This is a genomic window from Pseudomonas sp. FH4 (assembly GCF_000510915.2).
Classification (GTDB): Bacteria; Pseudomonadota; Gammaproteobacteria; order Pseudomonadales; family Pseudomonadaceae; genus Aquipseudomonas; species Aquipseudomonas brenneri.
Genome location: NZ_AOHN01000007.1, coordinates 54,412 through 77,698, shown reverse-complemented (window position 1 = coordinate 77,698; position 23,287 = coordinate 54,412). Strand labels below are relative to the sequence as shown.

General features: G+C 62.7%; 21 protein-coding genes. 13 read left to right on the top strand and 8 right to left on the bottom strand.

The annotated features are described in order from the left end of the window. Window positions 1-30: 30 nt before the first annotated feature. Window positions 31-825 (bottom strand): lysophospholipid acyltransferase family protein, encoded by a 795-nt coding sequence (locus H097_RS05220; RefSeq protein WP_032858015.1) that lies wholly within the window; start codon window positions 823-825, stop codon window positions 31-33. Beyond that, entirely contained in the window at window positions 825-1,580 is a 756-nt protein-coding gene (gene olsB, locus H097_RS05215; protein WP_032858013.1) for an L-ornithine N(alpha)-acyltransferase, read from the bottom strand. Before olsB ends, H097_RS05220 begins: the two co-directional genes overlap by 1 nt. Before the next feature lie 130 nt (window positions 1,581-1,710). Here olsB and H097_RS05210 point away from each other — a divergent pair, with 130 nt between their 5' ends. The 9 genes from H097_RS05210 (at window position 1,711) to H097_RS05170 (ending at window position 10,917) form a co-directional block, all read left to right on the top strand. Then, window positions 1,711-2,601, top strand: a complete 891-nt coding sequence (locus H097_RS05210; protein WP_032858012.1) for an acyl-CoA dehydrogenase family protein — start codon at window positions 1,711-1,713, stop codon at window positions 2,599-2,601. Window positions 2,602-2,684: 83 nt separating this feature from the next. Then, the gene (locus H097_RS05205; protein ID WP_032858009.1) at window positions 2,685-3,767 is read left to right on the top strand and encodes a serine hydrolase; all 1,083 of its coding nucleotides are present in this window, start codon (window positions 2,685-2,687) and stop codon (window positions 3,765-3,767) included. Beyond that, window positions 3,764-4,078, top strand: a complete 315-nt coding sequence (locus H097_RS05200) for a hypothetical protein (RefSeq protein ID WP_032858007.1) — start codon at window positions 3,764-3,766, stop codon at window positions 4,076-4,078. Before H097_RS05205 ends, H097_RS05200 begins: the two co-directional genes overlap by 4 nt. Before the next feature lie 108 nt (window positions 4,079-4,186). Continuing rightward, window positions 4,187-5,362 carry a M20 aminoacylase family protein gene (locus tag H097_RS05195; protein ID WP_032858004.1) on the top strand — a complete coding sequence of 392 codons (1,176 nt, stop codon included), beginning with the start codon at window positions 4,187-4,189 and terminating at the stop codon, window positions 5,360-5,362. 58 nt (window positions 5,363-5,420) lie between these two features. Continuing rightward, window positions 5,421-6,731: a citrate-proton symporter gene (locus H097_RS05190; protein ID WP_032858001.1), complete on the top strand. Its 1,311-nt coding sequence runs from the start codon at window positions 5,421-5,423 to the stop codon at window positions 6,729-6,731. After that, window positions 6,728-8,170, top strand: coding sequence for an amidase (locus tag H097_RS05185; RefSeq protein WP_032857999.1), 1,443 nt, complete (start codon window positions 6,728-6,730; stop codon window positions 8,168-8,170). Before H097_RS05190 ends, H097_RS05185 begins: the two co-directional genes overlap by 4 nt. A gap of 63 nt (window positions 8,171-8,233) precedes the next feature. Further along, window positions 8,234-9,004 carry an IclR family transcriptional regulator gene (locus H097_RS05180; RefSeq protein WP_032857997.1) on the top strand — a complete coding sequence of 257 codons (771 nt, stop codon included), beginning with the start codon at window positions 8,234-8,236 and terminating at the stop codon, window positions 9,002-9,004. A 163-nt stretch (window positions 9,005-9,167) separates the two neighbouring features. Next, window positions 9,168-9,758: a YceI family protein gene (locus H097_RS05175; protein WP_032857995.1), complete on the top strand. Its 591-nt coding sequence runs from the start codon at window positions 9,168-9,170 to the stop codon at window positions 9,756-9,758. A gap of 1 nt (window position 9,759) precedes the next feature. Continuing rightward, window positions 9,760-10,917, top strand: coding sequence for a phosphatidylserine/phosphatidylglycerophosphate/cardiolipin synthase family protein (locus tag H097_RS05170; RefSeq protein WP_032857992.1), 1,158 nt, complete (start codon window positions 9,760-9,762; stop codon window positions 10,915-10,917). Between the two features lie 119 nt (window positions 10,918-11,036). On the opposite strand, the gene bglX is transcribed toward H097_RS05170, so the two are convergent. Continuing rightward, window positions 11,037-13,328, bottom strand: a complete 2,292-nt coding sequence (bglX, locus tag H097_RS05165; protein ID WP_032857989.1) for a beta-glucosidase BglX — start codon at window positions 13,326-13,328, stop codon at window positions 11,037-11,039. Window positions 13,329-13,577: 249 nt separating this feature from the next. Between bglX and H097_RS05160 the strand changes: the two genes are divergently transcribed. From H097_RS05160 to H097_RS05145, 4 genes are all read left to right on the top strand, one after another. Then, window positions 13,578-14,186 (top strand): LemA family protein, encoded by a 609-nt coding sequence (locus tag H097_RS05160; RefSeq protein WP_032857987.1) that lies wholly within the window; start codon window positions 13,578-13,580, stop codon window positions 14,184-14,186. Continuing rightward, window positions 14,186-14,914 carry a TPM domain-containing protein gene (locus tag H097_RS05155; protein ID WP_032857986.1) on the top strand — a complete coding sequence of 243 codons (729 nt, stop codon included), beginning with the start codon at window positions 14,186-14,188 and terminating at the stop codon, window positions 14,912-14,914. The genes H097_RS05160 and H097_RS05155 overlap by 1 nt, the downstream gene beginning before the upstream one ends. A gap of 28 nt (window positions 14,915-14,942) precedes the next feature. Further along, on the top strand, window positions 14,943-15,560 hold the full coding sequence (locus H097_RS05150) for a TPM domain-containing protein (protein WP_032857984.1): 618 nt from the start codon (window positions 14,943-14,945) through the stop codon (window positions 15,558-15,560). 159 nt (window positions 15,561-15,719) lie between these two features. Next, on the top strand, window positions 15,720-16,937 hold the full coding sequence (locus tag H097_RS05145) for an SAM-dependent methyltransferase (RefSeq protein ID WP_032857981.1): 1,218 nt from the start codon (window positions 15,720-15,722) through the stop codon (window positions 16,935-16,937). Between the two features lie 49 nt (window positions 16,938-16,986). Here the strand turns inward: H097_RS05145 and H097_RS05140 are convergent, their stop codons facing one another. From H097_RS05140 to H097_RS05120, 5 genes are all read right to left on the bottom strand, one after another. Further along, window positions 16,987-17,886 (bottom strand): DMT family transporter, encoded by a 900-nt coding sequence (locus H097_RS05140; protein WP_032857979.1) that lies wholly within the window; start codon window positions 17,884-17,886, stop codon window positions 16,987-16,989. A 117-nt stretch (window positions 17,887-18,003) separates the two neighbouring features. Continuing rightward, window positions 18,004-20,571, bottom strand: coding sequence for a TonB-dependent receptor (locus H097_RS05135; protein ID WP_032857976.1), 2,568 nt, complete (start codon window positions 20,569-20,571; stop codon window positions 18,004-18,006). 118 nt (window positions 20,572-20,689) lie between these two features. Continuing rightward, the gene (locus H097_RS05130) at window positions 20,690-21,658 is read right to left on the bottom strand and encodes a FecR domain-containing protein (RefSeq protein WP_032857974.1); all 969 of its coding nucleotides are present in this window, start codon (window positions 21,656-21,658) and stop codon (window positions 20,690-20,692) included. Further along, window positions 21,655-22,194, bottom strand: coding sequence for an RNA polymerase sigma factor (locus H097_RS05125; protein ID WP_032857972.1), 540 nt, complete (start codon window positions 22,192-22,194; stop codon window positions 21,655-21,657). The genes H097_RS05130 and H097_RS05125 overlap by 4 nt, the downstream gene beginning before the upstream one ends. A 180-nt stretch (window positions 22,195-22,374) precedes the next feature. Next, the gene (locus H097_RS05120) at window positions 22,375-23,262 is read right to left on the bottom strand and encodes a dihydrodipicolinate synthase family protein (RefSeq protein WP_032857970.1); all 888 of its coding nucleotides are present in this window, start codon (window positions 23,260-23,262) and stop codon (window positions 22,375-22,377) included. Between the last annotated feature and the right edge of the window lie 25 nt (window positions 23,263-23,287).

Sequence of the window (23,287 nt, the reverse complement as noted above, 5' to 3'; positions counted from 1 at the left end):
CCGGAGCCAAGCTCGCTCCTACAGGGAGGCTCATGCAGCTGCCAATGTTCCTATTTGCCTTGGTTCTGCTGGCAGGGCCACCTCGCCGAACAACGCCTTCTGCACCGCCTGCTGCGCCTGATACGCCAGCGCCGCACGCTCCTGCCCGGCGCAGGCAATCGGCTTGAGCAGGTGAATCTCCACATCGCCCTGATCATTGGCAAACAGGCGCATCAGGTGCGAGAGCAAATCATCGTCGCCAATAAACGGCGCCAGCGGGTCAACCTGCCCAGCGCGCAAATAACGGATAGCCACCGGTTGCAGGGCTACGTCGGCATCTATCGCACTGGCCAGCAGCCGGCCATGGAAAGTACGCAGGCTGCGGCCATCCGTGGTGGTGCCTTCCGGGAACATCAGCAGCGGATGTTTTTGCAGCAGGTGACGGGTCATCTGCTTGCGGATCAATTGGCTGTCACCCGAGCCGCGACGGATAAACAGGCTACCGGCCTTGGCCGCCAGCCAACCGGCCACCGGCCAGGTGCGCACTTCGGCCTTGGACAGGAAGGACAGCGGCGCGACCATACCCAGCAACGGGATATCGGTCCACGACACATGGTTGCTGACCCACAGCATCGGCTGTTGCGGCAGTTCACCGTGCACCGTGACGCGAAAGGGCAGGGCATTGCCAAGGCGCGCCATGAAAAACCGCGACCAGCGCTGGCGCCGCACCATGGAATTGGCCACGCCCAGGCGTTCGAACAGGCCAAACACACCGGCCATGCTCAAGCCCAGGCCGACCACCAGCAGCACGCGGGCGATCCGCCCGTAGACCCGCAGGCGGCCCATCACATGGCCGCCTTGAAGTGGCGGGCATAACGCGGGCACAACTCGTCGCGCTTGAGCAGGATGAACACGTCGGCCACCTGGAAGTCCTCGTCCCAGCATGGCTCGCCGCAGATCTTCGCGCCCAGGCGCATATAAGCCTTGAGCAGCGGCGGCATTTCGGCGATGACGTTGGACGGCAGGTCCAGGTACGGCAGGGGTTTTTTCGGCTCGGCACGCAAGTGTTCGTTGCACAGATAGCGTTCGCGCAGGCGCTGCATGATCGCGTGGGCCTGGATGCCACCGTCGTGCATCGGGATGCTCGCGCAGCCCATCAGGTAGCTGTAGCCACCCTGATTGAGGACTTCAGCCAACTCGCCCCACAACACGGCGATGGTGCCGCCGTTGCGGTAGGCCGGGTCGACGCAGGTACGGCCAATCTCCAGGATCGGCCCCTGCAGGTGCAGCAGGCCATGCAGGCTGAACTCTTCTTCGCTATAGAACCGGCCCAAGGTGCTGGCCGCCTGGTGATCCAGCAGCCGGGTGGTGGCAACCAGTCGCCCAGTGTTCAAGTCCCGTACGCCAATGTGGCTGCAGTGAACATCATAGTCATCCATGTCCAGGCCCAGCTCCGCACCTTTCAGCTTGGCATTGAACTCGCCACTGAAAACGGTGAAACGCAGGGCCTGGGCTTCCTGCAAGGCCTGGGCGCCGATCAGGCGTTCGGCTTGCAGACGGCGTTCATTGCCGGTGTCACTGATGCGGGCGATCTGAGTCATGGCGAGTCTCCAGGTGCCGGCCAGGGTTGCGGCCAGTCGACTTTGTTGTGCAAAGTCAGGCTATGTACCCCCGGTGTCATCTCCATGAATCTACGGTGACGCTTAGATGACAGCCCCCAAGGAGCCTTCCATGCCCTGGCACGCTTTGCTCGATCGACCTGCCCGACTGCCCGTCCACGCCAACCTGGCCGAGGGCTACAGCGTTTTATTACAGCGTCTGGGGCCGGTGGCGCCCTTTGAGCTGGCAACACAGGGCGCGCGCCTGATGGCCACGCCTGGCCTGGCGTTTCTGGTGGGCTATCAAGCCGCTTTGCGCGCGTTATGGCCCAGCGCGCCCCACAGCCTGGGTGCTTTATGTGCGACCGAACAGCGCAGCCTGCGCCCGCTGGACATGCAGACACGCCTGGACGACCTGCGCCTGAGTGGGCGCAAGGACTTCGTCACCGCCGGCGATGCGGCCGACTGGCTGCTGATCGCCGCGCGCTGCGAGGCCGCTGGTGAAAAACCGCGCCTGAGCCTGGCGGTGGTCCTGGCCGGTGAGCCCGGCGTACGTGTGGAGCCCTTGCCTGCGATCCCGTTGATGCCCGACATCAGTCACGGGCGCGTCCACCTCGACCATGCCGCCTGCGAGCGTTTGCCGGGGGATGGTTGGGACGATTACGTCAAACCCTTCCGCACGCTGGAGGACACCTATGTATTGAGCGCGATGACCGCCTGGCTGCATGGCATCGGCCAGGAGTGTGATTGGCCCCAGGCCCTGCGCTTGCAACTGTTGGCGTTGCTGGCCAGCTGCGCCGAGGTCATTCGCCAGCCCACGGCCTCGGCGGCGGGGCATGTGTTGCTGGGGGGCTTGTTTGCACAGTTCGAGGCGCTGAAGCCGCAGGTTAATGACGCGATGGCTGCTGGGCAGTGGGCCGCTATGTGGCAGCGCGACCAGGCCGTGCTGGACCTCGCCGCCAGCGCCCGGGCCAAACGCCTGGAAAAAGCCCTGAACCCACCCCCCCCGCTGACTGTGGGATGAGCGTGTGTGGGAGCGGGCTTGTCGCCAAACCGTCATTTATCTGCATTAGGCTCGCCGGTTTGAATGCCCCCGAGTGCTTGCCCATGGTCAAAGGCCTGCTGTGCGTCGCCTTACTGCTGTTCACTGCTAACGCACATGCCCAGGCCTGGCCGGCGAAGGATTGGCCCCAGGGCGCGCAATTGGCCGGCCCTGCCGTCAAGGCGCTGGAGGACTATGCGTTCCCGGCACGCAATGACATCACCCGCGCAGGCATCCGCACCGACGCGCTGTTGGTGATTCGGGACGGCGAAGTCATTTATGAACACTACGCCGCCCCCACTACCGCCACCACGCCGCACTTGACCTGGTCCATCAGCAAAAGCCTGATGGCCACGGTGTTGGGCGTTGCCTACGGCGAGAACCGCTTCAAACTGAGCGACCCTGCCGCGCGTTTTTATCCGCCGATGAAACAGCACCCGAACATCACCCTGGCACACCTGCTGAACTGGACCTCAGGCCTGGACTGGCAGGAAGACTACGAATACGCACCGCTGAAATCCTCGGTAGTGGCCATGCTCTACACCCGTGGCCGCGCCGATATGGCGCAGTTTGCCGCTGATACCACCCCCTTCGCCGCGCCGGGCCAGGCGTTTCGCTACTCCAGCGGTGACAGCAACCTGCTGTCCGCCGCCCTCAAGGGCATGCTCGGGCACAAGGCCTATGTCGATTACCCGTGGACCGCGCTGTTCACGCCCCTGGGGATTCGCAGTGCGACCTGGGAAAGTGACGCCAATGAAACCTTTGTCGCCTCGTCCTATGCCTATATGACCGCCCGCGACTTGGCGCGGATTGGCTTGTTGATGGCACGGGATGGGCGGTGGGGCGAGCGGCAGTTGCTGCCCAAGGACTGGGTCGCGTTCAACCGGCAACCTGTCGCGCAATACCAGGCCGGGCAGGACAGTGCTGTGCCGGGTGGCCATTGGTGGCTCAACCGCGAGGCACAAGGCACCCCACGGCCCTGGCCAGATGCGCCCGACGATACCTTCGCGGCGCTGGGGCATTGGGGCCAGGCGTTATATGTGTTGCCCGAGGCAAAGCTGGTGATCGTGCGCTACGGCGATGACCGTGACGGCAGCTATCGCCACAACGAACTGCTCAAGCGCGTGCTCGCGGCGGTGCAACCATGATCCGTCGGCGTCCGTTTATCAGCCTGTTTCTCTTGCTGTTGCTCGCCTTGCTGGGGTGGATCTGGCATGAGCGCGTCAACCTGCAAGCCTTCCCCGACATCATCGCTGCCTACACCGCCAAGGAGTATTGCTCCTGCCGTTACGTGGCGGGCAACCCGGCGGACTATTGCCTGGGCTACGTGAAGCAATATGTCCCCACCAGCGCCTTTGCCGATCATCCGGATTCGCGCCTGGTCACCGCCAGCGGACTGGGCCGCACCCACAGCGCCCAATGGCTGGGCGAACGCCAGGGCTGTCGCCTGTTGCCCTGAGGTTCCACAGGGTGGAACCACCTTTGATTGTCCTCGCACGCCCATCGCGGTTATCTGTGGCAATGCCACAAAAAAGAACGGGAATACCCGCCTGCGAGGAGAATCACCATGAGCCCACACCAGCACATCCTGGATTGGCTGAGCGATGTCGCCAGCGACCTGCACGCCGTGCGCCAGGATATCCACGCCCACCCCGAACTGGGGTTTGAAGAAAACCGCACCTCGGCCCTGGTCGCCCAATCCCTGCGCAGTTGGGGTTATGAAGTGCATACCGGCATCGGCCACACCGGCGTGGTCGGCGTGCTGCGCAATGGCAGCAGCTCGCGCACCTTGGGGATTCGGGCCGACATGGACGCCTTGCCGATCATCGAAAACACCGGCGTCGCCTACAGCAGCCAACACGCCGGCTGCATGCATGCCTGCGGTCACGACGGTCACACCACCATGTTGCTGGGCGCCGCGCGTTACCTGGCGGCGACGCGTCAGTTCGACGGCACCCTCAACCTGATTTTCCAGCCGGCCGAAGAAGGCCAGGGTGGCGCCGAAGCGATGCTCGCCGATGGCTTACTGGAGCGCTTCCCCTGTGACGCGCTGTTCGGCATGCACAACATGCCCGGCTTGCCCGCCGGCCACCTGGGCCTGCGGACCGGGCCGATGATGGCTTCCCAGGACCTGCTCACCGTAACCCTCGAAGGCGTCGGTGGCCATGGCTCCATGCCGCACCTGACCGTCGACCCGCTGGTAGCCGCCGCCAGTACGGTGATGGCCTTGCAGACGGTGGTGGCGCGCAACATCAATGCCCAGGAAGCGGCGGTGGTCACTGTCGGCGCCCTGCAAGCGGGGCAAGCGGCCAACGTGATCCCCCAGCAAGCGGTGTTGCGCCTGAGCCTGCGCGCCCTCAACGCACCGGTGCGCGAGCAGATGCTGGAGCGGGTCAAGGCGATCATCCTGACCCAGGCCGAGAGCTTTGGCTGTAGCGCGCAGATCGAACATCGCCCGGCCTATCCGGTGCTGGTCAACCATGCCGCAGAAACCGAGTTCGCCCGTCAGGTCGGCATTGCCTTGCTCGGCGAAGCGGCGGTCGACGCCAATACGCCCAAGTTGATGGGCAGCGAAGACTTCGCCTGGATGCTCCAGCGCTGCCCCGGTAGCTACCTGTTTATCGGCAACGGTGTTTCGCGGCCGATGGTCCACAACCCCGCCTATGACTTCAACGACGACATCCTGCTGACCGGTGCCGCCTACTGGGGCGCCATGACCGAGAGCTGGCTCAAACCGGCCTGACTCCCTGCCTTTTTCCTGCCGCTGGACCTTTCCTCAACAGGTTGAATGGAGTGTTCTCATGCAGACTTCAATAAAAGGTGTGTCCCGCACCCGGCAAGTGGTTGCGGCGGTGGTGGGTAACGCGTTGGAGTGGTACGACTTCATCGTCTACGGTTTTCTGGCCAGCATCATCGCCCGGCAGTTTTTCCCTTCGGACGATGAGTATTCGTCGCTGCTGATGGCCCTGGCCACCTTCGGCGTCGGCTTCTTCATGCGCCCGGTGGGCGGCATTCTGCTCGGCATGTACGCCGACCGCAAAGGCCGCAAGGCGGCGATGCAGTTGATTATTCGCTTGATGACCGTGTCCATCGCGCTGATCGTGTTTGCCCCCAACTACGCCGCCATCGGCATGGGCGCGCCGCTGTTGATCGTGGTGGCGCGCATGCTCCAAGGCTTTGCCACGGGCGGTGAATATGCCAGCGCCACGGCCTTCCTGGTAGAAAGCGCACCGGCCCACCGCAAGGGTTTGTACGGCTCCTGGCAATTGGTCGGGCAGTGCCTGGCAGTGTTTGGCGGCGCGGCGATGGTGGCATTGGTCACGCACTTCTTTACCCCCGAAACCCTCGACCTGTGGGGCTGGCGCCTGCCGTTTGTGTTCGGCCTGTTGATCGGCCCGGTGGGCTTGTGGATTCGCCGGCACATGGAAGACCCGGAGGAGTTTATCGAAGCGCGCAAACAGGCCACCGGCCCGGCGCCAAGCCTGATGGATGTATTGCGCAACCATCGGCGCAGCATCCTGGTGAGCATGGGCCTGGCCTGCGGGGCGACGGTGTCGTTCTACGTGGTGCTGGTGAATATGCCGACCTTCGCCCACAAGAACCTCGGCCTGCCCCTGGACCAGGTATTGATGGTGCAGATGTTCGCCGTGGCGCTGATGACCGTGGTGATTCCGCTGTCTGGCCTGTTGTCCGACCGCCTGGGACGGCGGCCGGTGTTGATGGGTTTCACCCTGGCGTTTTTCGTGATGGTTTACCCGTTGTACGTGTGGGTCGCGGCGGCGCCGTCCATCGAGCGGCTGCTGGTGATGCAAGTGATGTTGTGCATCGCCATCGGCGGCTTCTTTGGCCCGGCGCCGACGGCCCTGGCCGAGCAGTTTCCCATCGAGGTGCGCTCCACCGGGGTGTCGGTGGCCTACAACGTGGCGGTGATGGTGTTCGGCGGCTTTGCCCCGCTGATCGTCACCTGGCTGAGCAAGGAGCTGGGTACACCAGTGGCTCCGGCGTTTTATGTGCTGTTCGCTTGCGTCCTGACGCTGCTGGGCACTTACTGCATGCATGAAGCGCCGAGGGCTGCAGCGCCGGCGCGCTTTACCAAGGGAGTGAAGCCTTGAAGATTGTTGAGCTCGATGCAATTGCGTTGTCCCAGGCGATCCACGCCCGGCAGGTGTCCTGCCATGAGGTGATGCAGGCCTATCTGGCGCAGATCGCGCGTTTCAACCCGTCGGTCAATGCCCTGGTGTCATTGCGCGACGAAGAGCACGTGCTGGCCGAGGCCCGGGCCTGTGACCGGGAGCTGGATCAGGGCCGCTCTCGTGGCTGGATGCATGGCATGCCCCAGGCGATCAAGGATCTGGCGGCGACCAAGGGGTTGCGCACGACCATGGGCTCGCCGCTGTTCGCCGAACAGATTCCCGCTGAAGACGCCATCGCCGTGGCGCGGGTGCGGACCAGTGGCGCGATTATCATCGGCAAGAGCAACGTGCCCGAATTCGGCCTGGGCTCGCAGACCTACAACAGCGTGTTCGGCACCACTGGCAATGCCTATGATCCGGCCTTGGTGGCCGGCGGCAGCAGCGGCGGGGCGGCGGTGGCGCTGGCGTTGCGCATGCTGCCGGTGGCCGATGGCAGCGATATGATGGGTTCGCTGCGCAACCCGGCGGCGTTCAACAACGTGTTCGGCCTGCGCCCGTCCCAGGGCCGCGTGCCCCATGGGCCGGCGCCGGAGGTGTTTGTCCAGCAACTGGCCACCGAAGGCCCGATGGGCCGCAGCGTAGCGGATGTGGCGCGGTTATTGAGCATCCAGGCGGGCTTTGACGCACGGGTGCCGTTGTCGCTCAAGGATGATCCCAGCGTATTCGGCGCGCCGTTGGCCCGTGACTTCAAGGGCGCGCGCCTGGGGTGGCTGGGAGACTACAACGGCTATCTGCCAATGGACGACGGCGTGCTGGGCCTGTGTGAATCAGCCCTCGGCGATTTCAGCGCGTTGGGCTGCGCAGTGGAAAGCTGCCAGCCGGACTTTTCCATGGCGCGCCTGTGGCACACCTGGCTGGTGCATCGCCATTGGCTGGTGCAGGGCGCGCTGGGGGCGGCGTATGCCGACCCGCAAAAACGTGGGTTGCTCAAGCCTGAAGCGCAGTGGGAAGTGGAGGGCGGCCTGGACCTGAGTGCGGCGGATGTGTATCAAGCCTCCTTGGCGCGCAGCGATTGGTACCGCGCCTTGGCCAAGTTGTTCGAACGTTACGATTTTCTGCTATTGCCCAGTGCCCAAGTGTTCCCTTTCGATGCACAGCAGCCCTGGCCGCGCGTCGTTGGAGGGCAAACCATGGACACCTATCACCGCTGGATGGAGGTGGTCATCGGCCCGACATTGGCGGGGCTGCCGAGCATGAGTGTGCCGGTGGGCTTCAACCCCCGGGGACTGCCCATGGGCCTGCAAATCATTGGCCCGGTCCAGGCCGATCGCGCCGTGCTGCAACTGGCGTATGCCCATGAACAACTGACGCACTGGGTGCAGCGCCGGCCTCCAGAATGCTTGAAGGCGAACGCCTGAGCGGGCACGGCCTGTATCTTGCTGTGAAATTCGATCATCCATCAGCCACCGGGAGATCAAGCCATGGGCAGCAACGCCGACACAGGGACTGTACGTTCAGTGGAGCGGGCACTGGCGATCATCGAGCTGCTGGGTGAACACCAGGCGCTGGGGCTGGAGGAGCTGCATTACCTGACCTGCCTGCCCAAGGCCACGGTGTCGCGGATGTTGCTGACCTTGCAGGAGCAGGGCTGGATCTATCGCGGCCTGAGTGACCGGCGTTATCGCATCAGCGCCCAGCGCTTGTTCGGCGATACCCAGCAACGCTTCAAGCGCCGCCTGGTGGAATGCGCGGCGCCCTGGTTGCTGGAACTCAGCGAGCGCACGGGGCTAGTGGCGGACTTGTCGAACTTCGACGGCGAGCGCCTGGAAGTCATGGAAAGTGCAATCCCCACGGTGCTGCGCAAGCTGTACCCGAACAACTGCCAGATCGTCGGCCAGCACGCCAGCCTGTTCCACTCGGCCATGGGCAAGGCGTGCCTGGCCGAGCTGGCGCCCGACGAAGTGCAGCGCCTGGCCAGTCGCGAGCACGTGGCGGCCGACGATCAGTACCGTGCTTGCGAACAATCCCAGCACCAGGGGTTTGGCCAGCGTACCGAAGGGTATTGGGAGTATCCGGTGCGCTTGCCGTTCCTGATCCGCGCGGTGGCGCTGCCGATACGGGCCAATGGACGATTGGTGGGGAGCATGGCGTTGCATTGGCCGATGCACCAGGCGCCGGTGGAGCGGGTGTTGAATTTGCACCTGGCGAGCCTGGAGGCGACCGTGCAAGGCGTGCAGCATGCACTGGCCTGAAGCGGCACCCTCCTTGTAGGAGCGAGCGTGCTCGCGAAAAACCTGAGCACACCGCGAGCATCCAGGATGCACGCGTTAGCGTTGACGATTTTCGCGAGCACGCTCGCTCCTACAAAGGGTCTTTGCTACTGTTCGAGCAGGTTTTTCTCCGCGCGAGTGTTTAATGTTCAACGTATCCGTCTTCAAACCCCTGGCCTTCCTGCTACTGGCCGCCATCGCCGTGCCTGCGCAGGCCGCCTGGTACCTGGATAACGAATCCTCACGGCTGTCGTTCGTCACCACTAAAAACACCGACCTGTCCGAAGTCCATCGCTTCCTGGTGCTGCACGGCAAGGTCGATGACAAAGGCGCGGCGCAATTGGAAGTCGAGCTGGAGTCGGTCAACAGCGGCATCCCGCTGCGCGATGAACGCATGCGCAACGACCTGTTCCAGATCAAGACCCATCCCGATGCGCTGATCAACGCGCAAATCAACCTGCAACCAATCAATGACCTGGCCACCGGCGCACAGCTGGAGTTGCGCCTGCCGCTGTCGGTCACCCTGCACGGCAAGACCCAGGTCTACAACGCCGAATTGCTCGCCACGCGCCTGGATGACCGACGTTTCCAGGTGGTGACCCTGGAGCCGCTGGTGCTGCATGCCAAGGATTTTGATTTGCTTGCCGGTGTGGAAACCCTGCGCAAAGTCGCCGGCCTTGACGCGATCAGCCTGTCGGTGCCGGTGGGTGCGGTGCTGATTTTCACGGCGCGCTGACATGGGCGGCGCGGTGTTCCCCTGGCGCAGCGCGAACCGCTTCGAATTACTCATCGACGGGCCGAACTTCTTCCCGCAGATGCTGGTGGGCATTGCCCGCGCCGAACAGCAGGTGGAACTTGAGCTGTATCTGGTGGAGGCGGGCGCCTGTGCCGAGGCGATGGTCCAGGCGCTGGTGCAAGCGGCCGAGCGCGGGGTCCGGGTGCGTTGCCTGTTCGATGACTACGGCAGCCTGGCCTTTACCCTGGGCCTGCGCCGACGCTTGACCGATGCCGGCGTCGAGTTGCGTTTCTACAATCGCCTGCGCTGGCGGCGCTGGATGCGCAACCTCTACCGTGACCACCGCAAGTTGCTGTTGATCGATCAGAACGTTGCCGTTGTCGGTGGCACCGGTGTCACCGATGAGTTCTGGACCCCAGGCCAGGACACCTGCGATTGGCACGAGGTCATGGTGCAAATCAGCGGCCCGCTGGTGCAGGACTGGCAAGCCCTGTTCGACCGCCAATGGCTGGTCAACGATCACCGCCGCGCCTGGAAACCGGCCCGGCACTTTGGCCTGCCGCGCCTGCCCAAAGTGCCGGCGACCGGGCCGGGCCTGGGCCGGGTGGCCTATGCCGACGCCGGCCAGCACCGCGATATCTTGCAGTCACTGATCCGCGCCTTGAACAACAGCCAGCAACGTATCTGGCTGGCCACGCCGTATTTCCTGCCGACCTGGGGCGTGCGCCGAGCCCTGCGCCGGGCGGCCGGGCGCGGTGTGGATGTGCGCCTGCTACTGACCGGGCCGCGCACCGACCATCCTTCGGTGCGCTATGCCGGGCATCGTTACTACCCGCGCCTGCTCAAGTCCGGGGTGCAGATCTTCGAATACCAGCCGTGCTTCCTGCACCTGAAGATGGTACTGGTGGACGATTGGGTCAGCGTCGGCTCGTGCAATTTCGATCACTGGAACCTGCGCTTCAACCTGGAGGCCAACCTGGAAGCTTTGGACCCTGAGTTGACGCTGGCGGTGGCGGGCAGTTTCGAGCGCGATTTTGCCCAGAGCCAGGCGGTCAGCCTGCAGGCATGGAAGGCTCGGCCATTGTGGCGTCGGGTGAAGCAGCGGGTGTGGGGCTGGATTGATCGGTTGGTAGTTAACCTGCTGGATCGAAGAGGTTAGGGAGCACACCACCAATCCAATGTGGGAGCTGGCTTGCCCGCGCTTGCAGCACCTCGGTGTAACTGATAGACCGAGGTGTCTGCATCGCAGGCAAGCCAACTCCTACATACAGCTTCGAATCAGAGCAGTTCAAAGCTCTGCTGCTGCACATCCTGGGAATCCAACCCGATCTGCACATTGAACTCACCCGGTTCGGCGGCGAACTTGAGCTGGGTGTTGTAGAACTTCAAGTCATCCTCGCTAATGCTGAAGTGCACCACCTTTGATTCGCCGGCCTTGAGCAGGATCTTCTGGAAGTTCTTCAACTCCTTGATCGGGCGGATCATCGAGCCGGCCACGTCCTGGATATACAACTGCACCACGGTTTCGCCATCCACCTTGCCGGTGTTTTTCAGGGTGACACTGGCGTCGAGCTTGCCGGTCTTGTTCAGGGTGGTGGACGACAGCGCCATGTCCGACAGGCTGAACGTGGTGTAGCTCAGGCCATAACCGAACGGGTACAGGGGGCCTGTGGTGTCGTCGAAGTACTGCGAGGTGTAGTTGCCCGGTTTGCCCGGCGTGAACGGCCGGCCAATGGTCAGGTGGTTGTAGTAGGTCGGAATCTGCCCCACCGAGCGTGGGAAGGTGATCGGCAGCTTGCCCGACGGGTTGTAGTCACCGAACAGCACGTCGGCAATCGCGTTGCCGCCTTCGGTACCGGAGAACCAGGTTTCGAGGATCGCATCGGCCTGCTGGTTCTCTTCGAGAATCGACAATGGTCGACCGTTCATCAGCACCAGCACCAGCGGCTTGCCCGTGGCCTTGAGGGCCTTGATCAGGTCACGCTGGCTTTGCGGGATGTTCAGGTCGGTACGGCTGGAGGACTCGTGGGACATGCCACGGGACTCGCCTACGGCAGCCACCACCACATCGGCATTTTTCGCGGCCTTGACCGCTTCGTCGATCAGCACCTGGGCTGGACGTGGGTCATCCACCACTTCCGGGGCATCGAAGTTGAGGAAGTTGAGGTAATCGAGCACGGCTTTGTCGCTGGTGATGTTGGCGCCACGGGCATAGATCACTTTGCCTTTTTCGCCGATCACCGCGTTCATGCCATCGAGCAGGGTCACCGATTGCGCGGGTTTGCCGGCGGCGGCCCAACTGCCCATCATGTCGATGGGGGCCTTGGCCAACGGGCCGACCAGGGCGATGGTCGCGGATTTCTTCAGCGGCAGGGTATCGTTCTGGTTCTTCAACAACACCTGGCTGCGCCGCGCGATATCGCGGGCTTCGCTGCGGTGCAGGCGGCTGTCGGCATAGGTGTCGACCGGATCATCCTCGGCCTTGCCGATACGCAGGTACGGGTCGGCGAACAGGCCCATGTCGTACTTGGCGCCGAGCACTTCACGTACGGCGTTGTCGATATCTTTTTGCTCGATCTCGCCGGACTTCAGCAGCCCCGGCAGTTCCTTGTCGTAGAGCTGGTCGTTCATGCTCATGTCGATGCCGGCCTTGATCGCCAGCTTGGCCGCTTCACGCCCGTCCTTGGCCACGCCGTGCTTGATCAGCTCGAAGATCGCGCCGTGGTCGCTCACGGTCAGGCCCTTGAAGCCCCACTCCTTGCGCAGCAGGTCGTTCATCAGCCAGGTGTTGGCGGTGGCCGGTATGCCATTGATCGAGTTCAACGCCACCATCACGCCGCCGGCGCCGGCCTTGATTGCCGCGTGGTACGGTGGCAGGTAGTCCTGGTACATCTTGACCGGGCTCATGTCGACCACGTTGTAGTCGCGGCCGCCTTCCACCGCGCCGTACAGGGCGAAGTGTTTGACGCTGGCCATGATGCTGTCGGCCTGGGCCGGGCTTGGGCCCTGGAAGGCCTTGACCATCACTTCGCTGATCCGTGACACCAGGTAGGTGTCTTCACCGAAACCTTCGGAGGTACGGCCCCAACGGGCATCGCGGGAAATATCGACCATCGGTGCGAAGGTGATGTCGAGGCTGTCTGCCGCCGCTTCCTTGGCGGCAATGCGCCCGGAGCGGCCGATGGCGTCCATGTCCCAGCTAGAGGCCAGGGCGAGGCTGATCGGGAAAATGGTGCGGTGGCCGTGGATCACGTCATAGGCGAAGAACATCGGGATCTTCAGGCGGCTGCGCATGGCCGCGTCCTGCATCGGACGGTTTTCCGGGCGGGTGATGGAGTTGAAGGTACCGCCAATGCGGCCGGCGGCGATTTCCTTGCGGATCATCTCGCGCGGCATTTCCGGGCCGATGCTGATCAGGCGCAACTGGCCGATCTTTTCATCCAGGGTCATCTGCTTGAGCAGGTCGCTGACGAAGGCGTCCTTGTCCTTAAGCGCAGCGGGCTTGGTCTCGGCAACGACAGGGTGACTGGCCAGAGTGGCAACAAGGCCCAGCAAACACAGCTTTTTCATGAATATCCTTTTTCGGCTCACTGCACCGTGTTCAAGGTAAACGCGGTTCGGCCAAAATGTGGGGAACGTCTATTGTTGTTCGGGTGTTGTTCAGATAAATAACGCACACTTCTGAACTCTGATTCGCGTTGGGCATCTTTTTAGCTGATTGATTCGATGCAATCCAGTTACGGTGGCCGATTATGCCCCAAGCGCGTGATGTATAGGGTGAGTCGTCACATTCCATTAAGGTTGGCCAGGAGAAACACCATGCAAGCAGCACAAACTATTCGATGGGGCTGGAAAGCCGCGGCCCTGCTACTGATCAGCAGCGTGCTGAGCGGTTGCGGCATCAACAAGATCCCGACCCTGGACGAACAGGTCAAGGCGGCCTGGGCCCAGGTGCAGAACCAATATCAACGGCGCGCCGACCTGATCCCCAACCTGGTGGAAGTGGTCAAAGGCTACGCGGCCCATGAGCAGGACACCCTCACCGCCGTGATCGAAGCGCGCGCCAAGGCAACCTCGATCCAGGTCGATGCCAGCACCCTCGACAACCCGGAAAAACTCAAGCAGTTCCAGCAGGCCCAGGAAGGCTTGAGTGGTGCCCTCAGCCGCCTGATGGTGGTGTCCGAGCGCTATCCGGACCTGAAGGCCAACCAGAACTTCCTGGCCCTGCAATCGCAGCTGGAAGGCACTGAAAACCGTATCAGCGTGGCCCGTCGCGACTTTATCGCCGCCGTGCAGGCCTTCAACACCGAGATCCGTACCTTCCCAGGCCGCCTGTGGCACAGCGTGATGTACAGCGACTTGCCAATGCGCGCCAACTTCGAGGCCACCAGTGCCGATGCCGATAAAGCGCCGCAAGTGAAGTTCTGATGGGCCAGCGCGTTTGGTGGCTGGCGGCGTGGCTGCTGTCTTTTTGCCTGACGGCCCAGGCAGCACCGGACTTTCCGGCGCTGACCGGGCGGGTGGTCGATAACGCACAAATGATCGACCCGCCGGTGCGTGCGCAACTGAGCCAGCAATTGCAGACGCTGGAGCAGACCACCGGCGCCCAGGTCGTGGTGGTCACCGTGCCCGACCTGCAAGGCCTGCCCATTGAAGACTTCGGTTTTCAACTGGGCCGGCACTGGGGCATCGGGCAAAAGGGCAAGGACAACGGCGCGCTGCTGATCGTCGCCCGGGACGAGCGCCAGTTGCGCATCGAAGTGGGTTATGGCCTGGAAGGCGTGCTCACCGATGCGCAGTCGTGGGTGATCATCAACCAGGTGATTGCGCCGGCGTTCAAGGCCGGCAACTTCACCAAGGGCATCAGCGACGGCGTGGCGGCGATGGTGCAAGTGGTTGGCGGTGAACCGCTGGCGGTGCCGGCCCATGTGGCCGACCCCAACTTTGCCAAGGACAACCCGGCGTTCTCCATCGGTCTGTTTATTTTGCTGCTGGTGGTGTTGTGGCTGTGCAACCGCATGGGGCTGCCGGTAGGCGCCATTCTGCTGGCCATTCTCAGCAGCAGTGGGCGTGGCGGCGGTGGAGGCGGGGGCGGCGGCGGTTTCAGGGGCGGCGGCGGTGGTTTTGGCGGCGGCGGGGCTTCAGGTGGCTGGTAATGACAATAACTAAAGAGCATCTACAACCATGGCTTTACTGACTGAACACGAGCAGCGCCAGGTCGCCGAAGCGATCGCCAGGGTCGAGCAACAGACCGACGCTGAACTGGTGACCGTACTTGCCGCCCGCGCCGATGACTACGCCTACATCCCGCTGTTGTGGGCCAGTGTGGTGGCATTGGTGGTGCCGGGGATCGTGCATTACCTGTCGGGTTGGCTGACCATGCACACCTTGCTGCTGGCGCAGTGGGCGACGTTTGTCGTGCTGTGCCTGGTGTTCCGCCTGCCAAAGATCACCACCCATTTGATCCCGCGTTCGGTGCGGCATTGGCGTGCGTCGAACCTGGCGCGCCGGCAGTTCCTGGAACAGAACCTGCACCACACGCTGGGCAGCACCGGGGTGCTGATTTTTGTCAGCGAAGCCGAGCGTTACGTGGAGATCCTGGTGGATGACGGGATTTCCCAGCGCCTGGATGACAGCAGTTGGGATGCCATCGTCAAGACGTTTACCCAGCAGGTGAAACAGGGGCAGACGTTGGCTGGGTTTATCGCCTGCATCGAGGCCTGTGGCGAGTTGTTGAAAGTGCATGTGCCGGTGACGCACACGCGTAATGAACTGCCCAATCGCCTGATCGTCCTCAAATAGTCCAGCTCACACAGATCCCAATGTGGGAGGGAGCAAGCCCCTTCCCACATTGGGATCTGCGGTGGCCGTCTAATCCTACCGTTGGGCAAATAACTCCGTGCCCTGGCGCCCCATCCCCCCTAAAATGCCCGGCATTCCCTGCCCGAGGCGTTTTTGTTCATGTCTGTCACCGCTAAACCCGCCAGCCCTGCGCCGGATCATCACGCCCAGTTCATCGAACTGTTGGGCGCAAGCCTTGGGCAAAACGCCTTTATCAAGCTGGTGCTGGCCAAGTACGTGGGTGAAGAAGCCGAGTTGCAACGGCTGATCATCAAGCCGGTGACGGTCAAGGAGCAGCCATGCCTGTCCTTCGTCTATCGCTACAAGACCCGTGACATCACCAAGAACTTCTCCGTGGACGACGGGGTGGCGGCGATTGCCGCGCTGCTGCCTGCCTCGTTCAAGAACGCGCACCTGCTGTCGTTGACCGACGAGGCGCAGCTCGAATACAGCAAGAAGAACAAAAGCTCGCTGTTCAAGAGCAAACCCCAGCAACTGCGGGAAGCGCCGTCGGCCGAGCACAACCGCGAGAAGCATCGCTTCCTCGACCTGAATCGGCCGTTCCTCGCCGACCTGGGCGTGACCAACGCCAGGCACGAGCTGATCCCGGCGATGTCGCGTAAGTGGAAGCAGATCAACAAGTTCATCGAAGTGTTCAGCCATGCGCTGACCTCGTCCCCCTTGCAACTGGACCGGCCAGTGCGGGTCGCGGATTTTGGTTCGGGCAAGGGCTACCTGACATTCGCCATCCACGACTACCTGCGCAACACCCTCAAGGCCGAAGGCCAGGTGACGGGTGTCGAGTTGCGCGAAGACATGGTGACCCTGTGCAACAACGCCGCCGCCCGCCTGGAGCATCCGGGGCTGGTGTTCAAGTGCGGTGACGTGCGCAGCGTGGCGCCCAGCGAGCTGGACGTGATGATCGCCCTGCATGCCTGCGACATCGCCACCGACTATGCGATCCACACTGGCATCCGTTCCGGCGCGTCGATCATCATGTGCTCGCCGTGCTGCCACAAACAGATCCGCTTGCAGATCCAGAGCCCGGCGCTGCTCAAGCCGATGCTGCAATACGGCCTGCACCTGGGCCAGCAGGCGGAAATGGTCACCGACAGCTTGCGCGCGTTGTTCCTGGAGGCTTGTGGGTATGAAACCAAGGTGTTCGAGTTCATCTCGCTGGACCACACCAACAAGAACAAGATGATTTTGGCGGTCAAGCGTGCCGAGCCTTCGGATAATGCGCAGTTGCTGGAGAAGATCCGCGAGTTGAAGGCGTTCTACCAGATCAGCGAGCACTGCCTGGAAACCCTGCTGCGCGCCGATAACTACCTGCCCTGAGCCGCACGCAGAACCAAAAATGTGGGAGCGAGCAAGCCCGCTCCCACAATTAGATTGTATGCGGCTTGGGAGCGGGCGCAGGCTGCACGGCCGTCTTGCGCCCCAGCATCACCGTCACAATCACCCCGCAGGCAAACAGCCAGGTAATCGGCTCGATGTGCTCGCCAAAAAACAACGCGGAAAAGGCGATGGTGAAAAAGATCTGCAGCAGTTGGATCTGGCTGACCCGGGCGATCCCACCCATGGCCAACCCGGCGTACCAGGCAAAGAACCCCAGGAACTGCGAGAACAGCGAGACGTAGCCAAACGCCCACCAGGTGCGGGCCGAAATCGCGCCTTCGTGTTGCAGCGCCAGGTACGCCACCGGCCCGATCAACAGTGGCGTCGACAGCACCAGTGCCCAGCAGATCACTTGCCAGCCCCCCATTTCCTTGGCCAGCCGGCCGCCTTCGGCATAGCCCAGGCCACCCACGGCAATCGCTCCGAGCATCAGCAAGTCCCCGGCCTGGATGCTACCGGCGCCGCTGATCAGCGCATAACCAAGCACCAACGCACTGCCCAACGCCGCGCAGGCCCAGAAGGCTTTTGACGGTCGTTCATGGGACAACCACGCCGCATACAGCGCCACGCACAGGGGTTGCAGGCCGTTGACCAGGGCGCCGTGGGAGGCGGGCAGGGTTTGCATGGCCCAGGCCGACAGCACCGGGAAACCGAGGATCACTCCGGCAATCACCAGGCTCAGGCCGCGTACCTGGCGCCAGGTCGGCCAGGCTTCGCGACGCCACAGCAACAGCAAGGCTGCCGGCACCGCCGCGAACAACGCGCGGCCCAGGCCATTGAGCAACGGATGGATTTCCTGCACCACGATGCGGGTGAAGGGCAGGGTCAGGCTGAAGATAATCACGCCGAGCAGGCCGAGGGCCATGCCGGTGTTTTCGCGCGAATTCATGGGAGAACCGGATCGAATGGGCTGGAAGAGATTGCCCATCTAGCCACAAAGCCCGCAGGACGCGGGCTTACAGCTGGGTGCAGATTGAACCGTACAGTTTCTGAAGGTGTGGGTGGGTTAGAAGAAGCGGGTCACGCTGATCTTGGCATTGCGTCCGACGCTGGTGGCGCTGTCGCCACTCAAGGCCGGCATGTAGCTGCGGTTGAACAGGTTGTCGACGGTGAAGTTGACTTCGGTGCCCTTGAGGTACGCCTGTTGCGGGGTCCATTTGGCAAACAGGCCCTGGGTGTCGTAGCTGTCGTTGGCGTACTGGTCATAAAAACTGTCGCCAAAACCGCTGTTCAGGCCACTTGAATATTTGTCGCTGGGCAGGCGGTCGGTCTTGCGCACGAACTGGCCTTGCCAGCCCACTTGTGCGTCCCAGGCAGGAATCTTGGTGCCCAGCATCGCGACCCATTTGGCCGGTGGAATGTCACGGGCCCAGACGTGGATGTCGGTCGCCCATGGGTTGGTGTAAGGGTTTTCGCGTTTGCCGGTGGCCCACGAGTAGCTTAGGGAGCCGAACAGGTAGGTCGAGTCGTAGTAGCCTTCGAGTTCGAAGCCCTTGATGGTCATGCTGCCGATGTTGCGGTAGTTGGTCTTCGACGCCATGTCGGTGCAGACCTTGGCGATGGAGCCTTCCATGTAGTTCTGTTGCTGGCAGCCGAGGCCAGTGGCCTTGAAAATCTCGTCTTCGATCGTGTTGTGGAACAGCGTCGTGCGCAGTTGCAGGCTGTCGCCGCTGGCAATCACGTTGGCGAAGCTGGTGACATTACCCACGGTAATGGCGGTGATGCGCTCCGGATCGAGGTTGCGGCTGGTGGAGGTGCGGCTGCCCAGGCCCTGGACTTCGTACTGTTCGTCGATCACCGGCGCGCGCCAGGTGCGGCTCCAGTTGGCAAACAGCGCCACGTCCGGGGTGACCTTCCAGAACGCCGCCAGGCGCGGCGACCAGCCGGCATAGGTGCGGTCGCCGTAATCGTGGCCGTAGGCCGGGTCGGGGTTGCTGTAGTACGGCGCGTCGTTGGCTTTGCCACGGTTGACCACATGGTCATAACGCAGGGACGGGGTGATGGTCACGTCGCCCAGGGTTACCGCGTCCTGGATGTAGAACGCGTTGGTGTCGACCTTGCCGTGGGGCATGAACGCCGGCTGGAAATGCCCGTAGTTGTACTCAGGCGTGTCGTACTTTGCGCCGGGCATCCAGCTTTCGGTGTCGCGGATGTGCTTGCGGATCTGCACGCCTGTGGTCAGGGCATGGTCCAGCGGTCCGGTGTTGAAGCGGCTGATGTTGCGCAGCTCAAGAATCTTGTCGGTGTAGGCGGTGTCCATCTTGCGCCCGCCGGTGGACAAACCGATGACGGCAGTGGCGTCGCGTTCGTCGGTCTGGTCGGTGTTGGACTCCGAGTAGCTGAGCTTCATGTCGATCAGCGGGTTGTCCAGGGGTTGGTATTGGTACTTGCCCGACCACGTGGTATCGACGGTGTGGCGATTGGCCAGGAACCGTCTGACGGCCGCATCGTAGCCATAGCGGTCGATATCGCTCTTGCGCGGTGGCGATGGATAGCTTCTGGCCGAGAAGGGCGTCCAACGTTCGCTGTTGGCCCGGGAGTAAGAGAAACCGAGGCTGTGCTCATCGGTGAGGTACATGTTCAGTTTGAACAGCTGACCGTCCACATCCTGGGCGCTGTTGGGCAGGCGCTGCGGGTTGATCGGGTAGTCCTTGCTGTCGTAGTCGCGCTTGTCGGCCAGCTTCATGTCGCCGCCGTCGCGCTTGGTCAGGTAGGCCAGGGCGTCGATGCGGCCGTCGTCGGTGCGGCCATACACGGCACCGCTGTAGACCTGCTCGTGGTCATTGCTGGAGTAGCCGTACTTGAGCATCGCACCGCTGTTGCGTCCGTCCTTGAGCAGGTCCGGTGCATCCTTGGTGACCATGTTGACCGTACCACCGAACCCACCGTTACCGGTGAAAGCCGAGTGCGGGCCTTTTTCCACCTCGACGCTCTTGATCATCTCGGGCTCGATAAACACGGTGCCCTGTTGATAACGCTCGAAACCGCTTTTGGTCGCGCCATCGACAGTCATCGGCACGTCTTCAGCTTCGCCCATCCCGCGAATGTTGATGATCTGCCCACCCGGTTTCATCGAGCCGCCCATGGTCACGCCCGGCAGCGTCTGTACCAGGCTGGCGATGTTGTTGGGCTGCAGGCGGTCGATATCGGCCTGGGACAGGGTCGAGCGGCCGACGGTGCTGGCATCGACTTGGTTGCCGGTGCCGATCACGCTCAAGGCGTCCAACTGGACGCTGGCGCTGTTGGTGGTGCGGCTTTCTTCGGGGCGCACGACATAGGTGCTGCCCACTTTGATCAGGGTGAATTCGCCGGTCTTGAGCAGGGTGCGGATCGCCACTTCGGGGGTGAAATCGCCGTTGATCGCTGGCGCCTGGATATTCTTCAGCAGGTCCTCATCGAACAGCAGCTGGATTTTTGCCTGTTGCGCCACCTGGCTCAGGGACGTGGCCAACGGTTGGGCCGGCAGTTGCAGTTTGAGCGACTCGGCCTGGGCGGTCAGGCTGACGGTCAGGCAGGCGGCGATCAGGGTCGGTCGAAGAAACAGGTGCTGGGCAAGGCAAGGCGCGCGAAACATGAAATCCCCCAAGGCGGCTAAATAGCCAAAAAAGGCATGCGTATCAAACGCAGACCGGAGGAAGACGCGGCAGGAAAAAAAATCCTCACATGCGAATGCAAAATATTCTCATATGGTGTTACTTGCGGGCCTCGATACGGATATTGCCGTCACCCAGGGCCACGGTTTTCACCGGCAACAGAGCCGGCAGGGCATTGAGCAGCGCATCCGGGTCATTCACGTCGAGATTGCCGGAAACTTTCAGGTGCGCCACCGGGCCATCGGCCAAGACCACGGCCTTGGGCCGGTACAGGCTCAACTCATCGAGCAGGCTGGCCAGTTCGCGGTTGCGAAAGGACAAGTGGCCACTGCGCCAGTCGGCGACTTCGCCAGCGGCCAGGTTTTGTTGCTGCACGGAGCCCTTGGCATAGCTGTAGGTCGCCCGTTGCTGGGCGCCGAGCATCACGGCGCTGGCTTTCGGGTCGGGGGCGAAGGCGACCATTCCGTGGGCCACGCTGACCACCAGTTGCTGCTGGCTGCGGCGCACATCAAAAGCGGTGCCTACCACCCGCACGTCGGCTTCGCCGGCACGTACGAACAGTGGTCGTTCCTTGTCGGGCGCCACCTCCAGGTACAACTGGCCCTGGTCCAGGTGGATCACGCGGCGCTGGGCATCGAAGTCCACCCGCAATCGTGTGCTGGCGTTGACGTACAAGGTGCTGCCATCCGGCAGGTCCAGGGTGCGCATGCCTTTGTCCTGCGCCGCGACCTCGGTGTGATAGAGCCCGCGCGGGGCGCCGAGGTTGCTCGCGAGCAAGGCGCAGACCAGCGCGGCAGCCACGGCCAGCGCCGGGCGCCAAGGCGCTGGTTTGCGTGTGGGCAAGGGCACGGGTTTGTTCAGTTGCTGCAGCTCGCCAAGGTCGGCCCACAGTTGTTCGAATTCGGCGTAGGCACGCGCATGGGCCGGCACGGCCTGCCAGGCGACGAAGGCCTTGCGATCGAGGCTGCCGCCTTCGTTGCGATTGCGCGCAAACCAACTGGCAGCCTGTGCATCGATGTTGTCGTGCTCATCAATTGCGTGGCCGTCGCGGTTGCTCAAGCGGGTCATTCTGGCTGCTCCTTGCCCGGATCTTTTTGAAGTCGCTGCTTGCAGTGCAGCAGGGCAAAGGCGATGTGCTTTTCCACCATGCTGATCGAAATACCCATGCGCTCGGCGATCTGCGCCTGGCTCAAGCCTTCGAAGCGGTGCAGCATAAGGGCTTCTCGCCTGCGGGGCGAGAGTTCGGCGAGGACTTCTTTCAACTGTTCCAGGCGTTGGGTGCGTTGAGCGGCAGCCATGGGGTCGTTTTGCTCGTCGGTGACAGGCTCGGCATCCCATTCGGCCTGCTCGTTGTGGACGATGTGCCGCACCTTCTGTTTGCGCCAGTGATCACGCAACAGATTGCGTGCCATCTGAAACAGAAAGGCCCGTGGCTGCTCGACCTTGGCCCGGTCGCGGTAGTCCAGCCATTGGGTAAAGACATCCTGGGTCATGTCCGCCGCGTCGCTGGCGTTGTCCGTGCGTTTGCGCAGGTAATGCAGGATATCTGCATAAAACCCGCGAAAGGCGTCGGCCGACAACGGGTCGGGCTTGAAACGAGACATGGATATCCTTCTTGACGCAGCACGCTGCAGAAAAGTCGCGAATGATATCGAGAATTATTGCTATTTGTCTCCGTAAATTTAAAGGACCATGCGATCCAATGTGGGAGCGGGCTTGCCCGCGATTGCGGTGTGTCTGACCCACCGCTATCGCGGGCAAGCCCGCTCCCACAGGGTTGTGTTTTAGCTCAACGAGGTCAGCAGCTTCTGCAACTGCGCCTGGCCCGCCATGTCCAGCGGGAACACCGGCAATCGTGGATCACCGACTTCCAGCCCGGTCATGCGCAAGCCAGCCTTGATCGTCGCCGGCAAGCCACCCTTGAGGATGAAGTCGAGCAACGGCAACTGTCGATAGAACAGTGCGCGTGCCTGGTTCAGGTCGTTGGCCAATACGGCCTGGTACAGGTCCAGGTTGAGTTGCGGGATCAGGTTCGCCGCAGCGGTGCACCAACCCTTGGCTCCGGCGGCGAAGGCTTCCAGGGCCAGTGGGTTGCAGCCGTTGTAGAACGGCACCTGGCCTTCGCTTTGGCGGTACAACTGGTGCATGCGCTGGATATCGCCGGTGCTCTCCTTGACCATCGTCACGTTATCGACGCTGTTGACGATGCGCAGGATCAACTCCACCGACATGTCCGTGCCGCTGGTGGCCGGGTTGTTGTAGAGCATGATCGGCACGCCGACGCTGTCGCCGATGGCCGCGTAGTGCGCAAGGATCTGCGCCTCGCTGAGCTTCCAGTAGGAGGTCGGCAGCACCATCACCACATCGGCGCCCTCGGCTTCGGCAAAGCGCGCGCGGCGCACGGCCTTGGCGGTGGTCAGGTCGGACACGCTGACGATGGTCGGGACGCGTTTGGCGACTTTTCGGATGCTGTAGGCGCTGACTTCATCCCACTCTGCATCGCTCAGGTACGCGCCTTCACCGGTGCTGCCCAACGGCGAGATGGCGTGGACGCCGCTGTCGATCAAGCGGTCGATGGACTGGCCCAGGGCGTCGAGGTCTAGGCGGCTGCCGTCGGCGCTGAACGGGGTGATGGTGTAGCCGATGATGCCGTGAATAGTAGGGCTGGACATGGAATATCTCCGGTCGAAAAAGGCT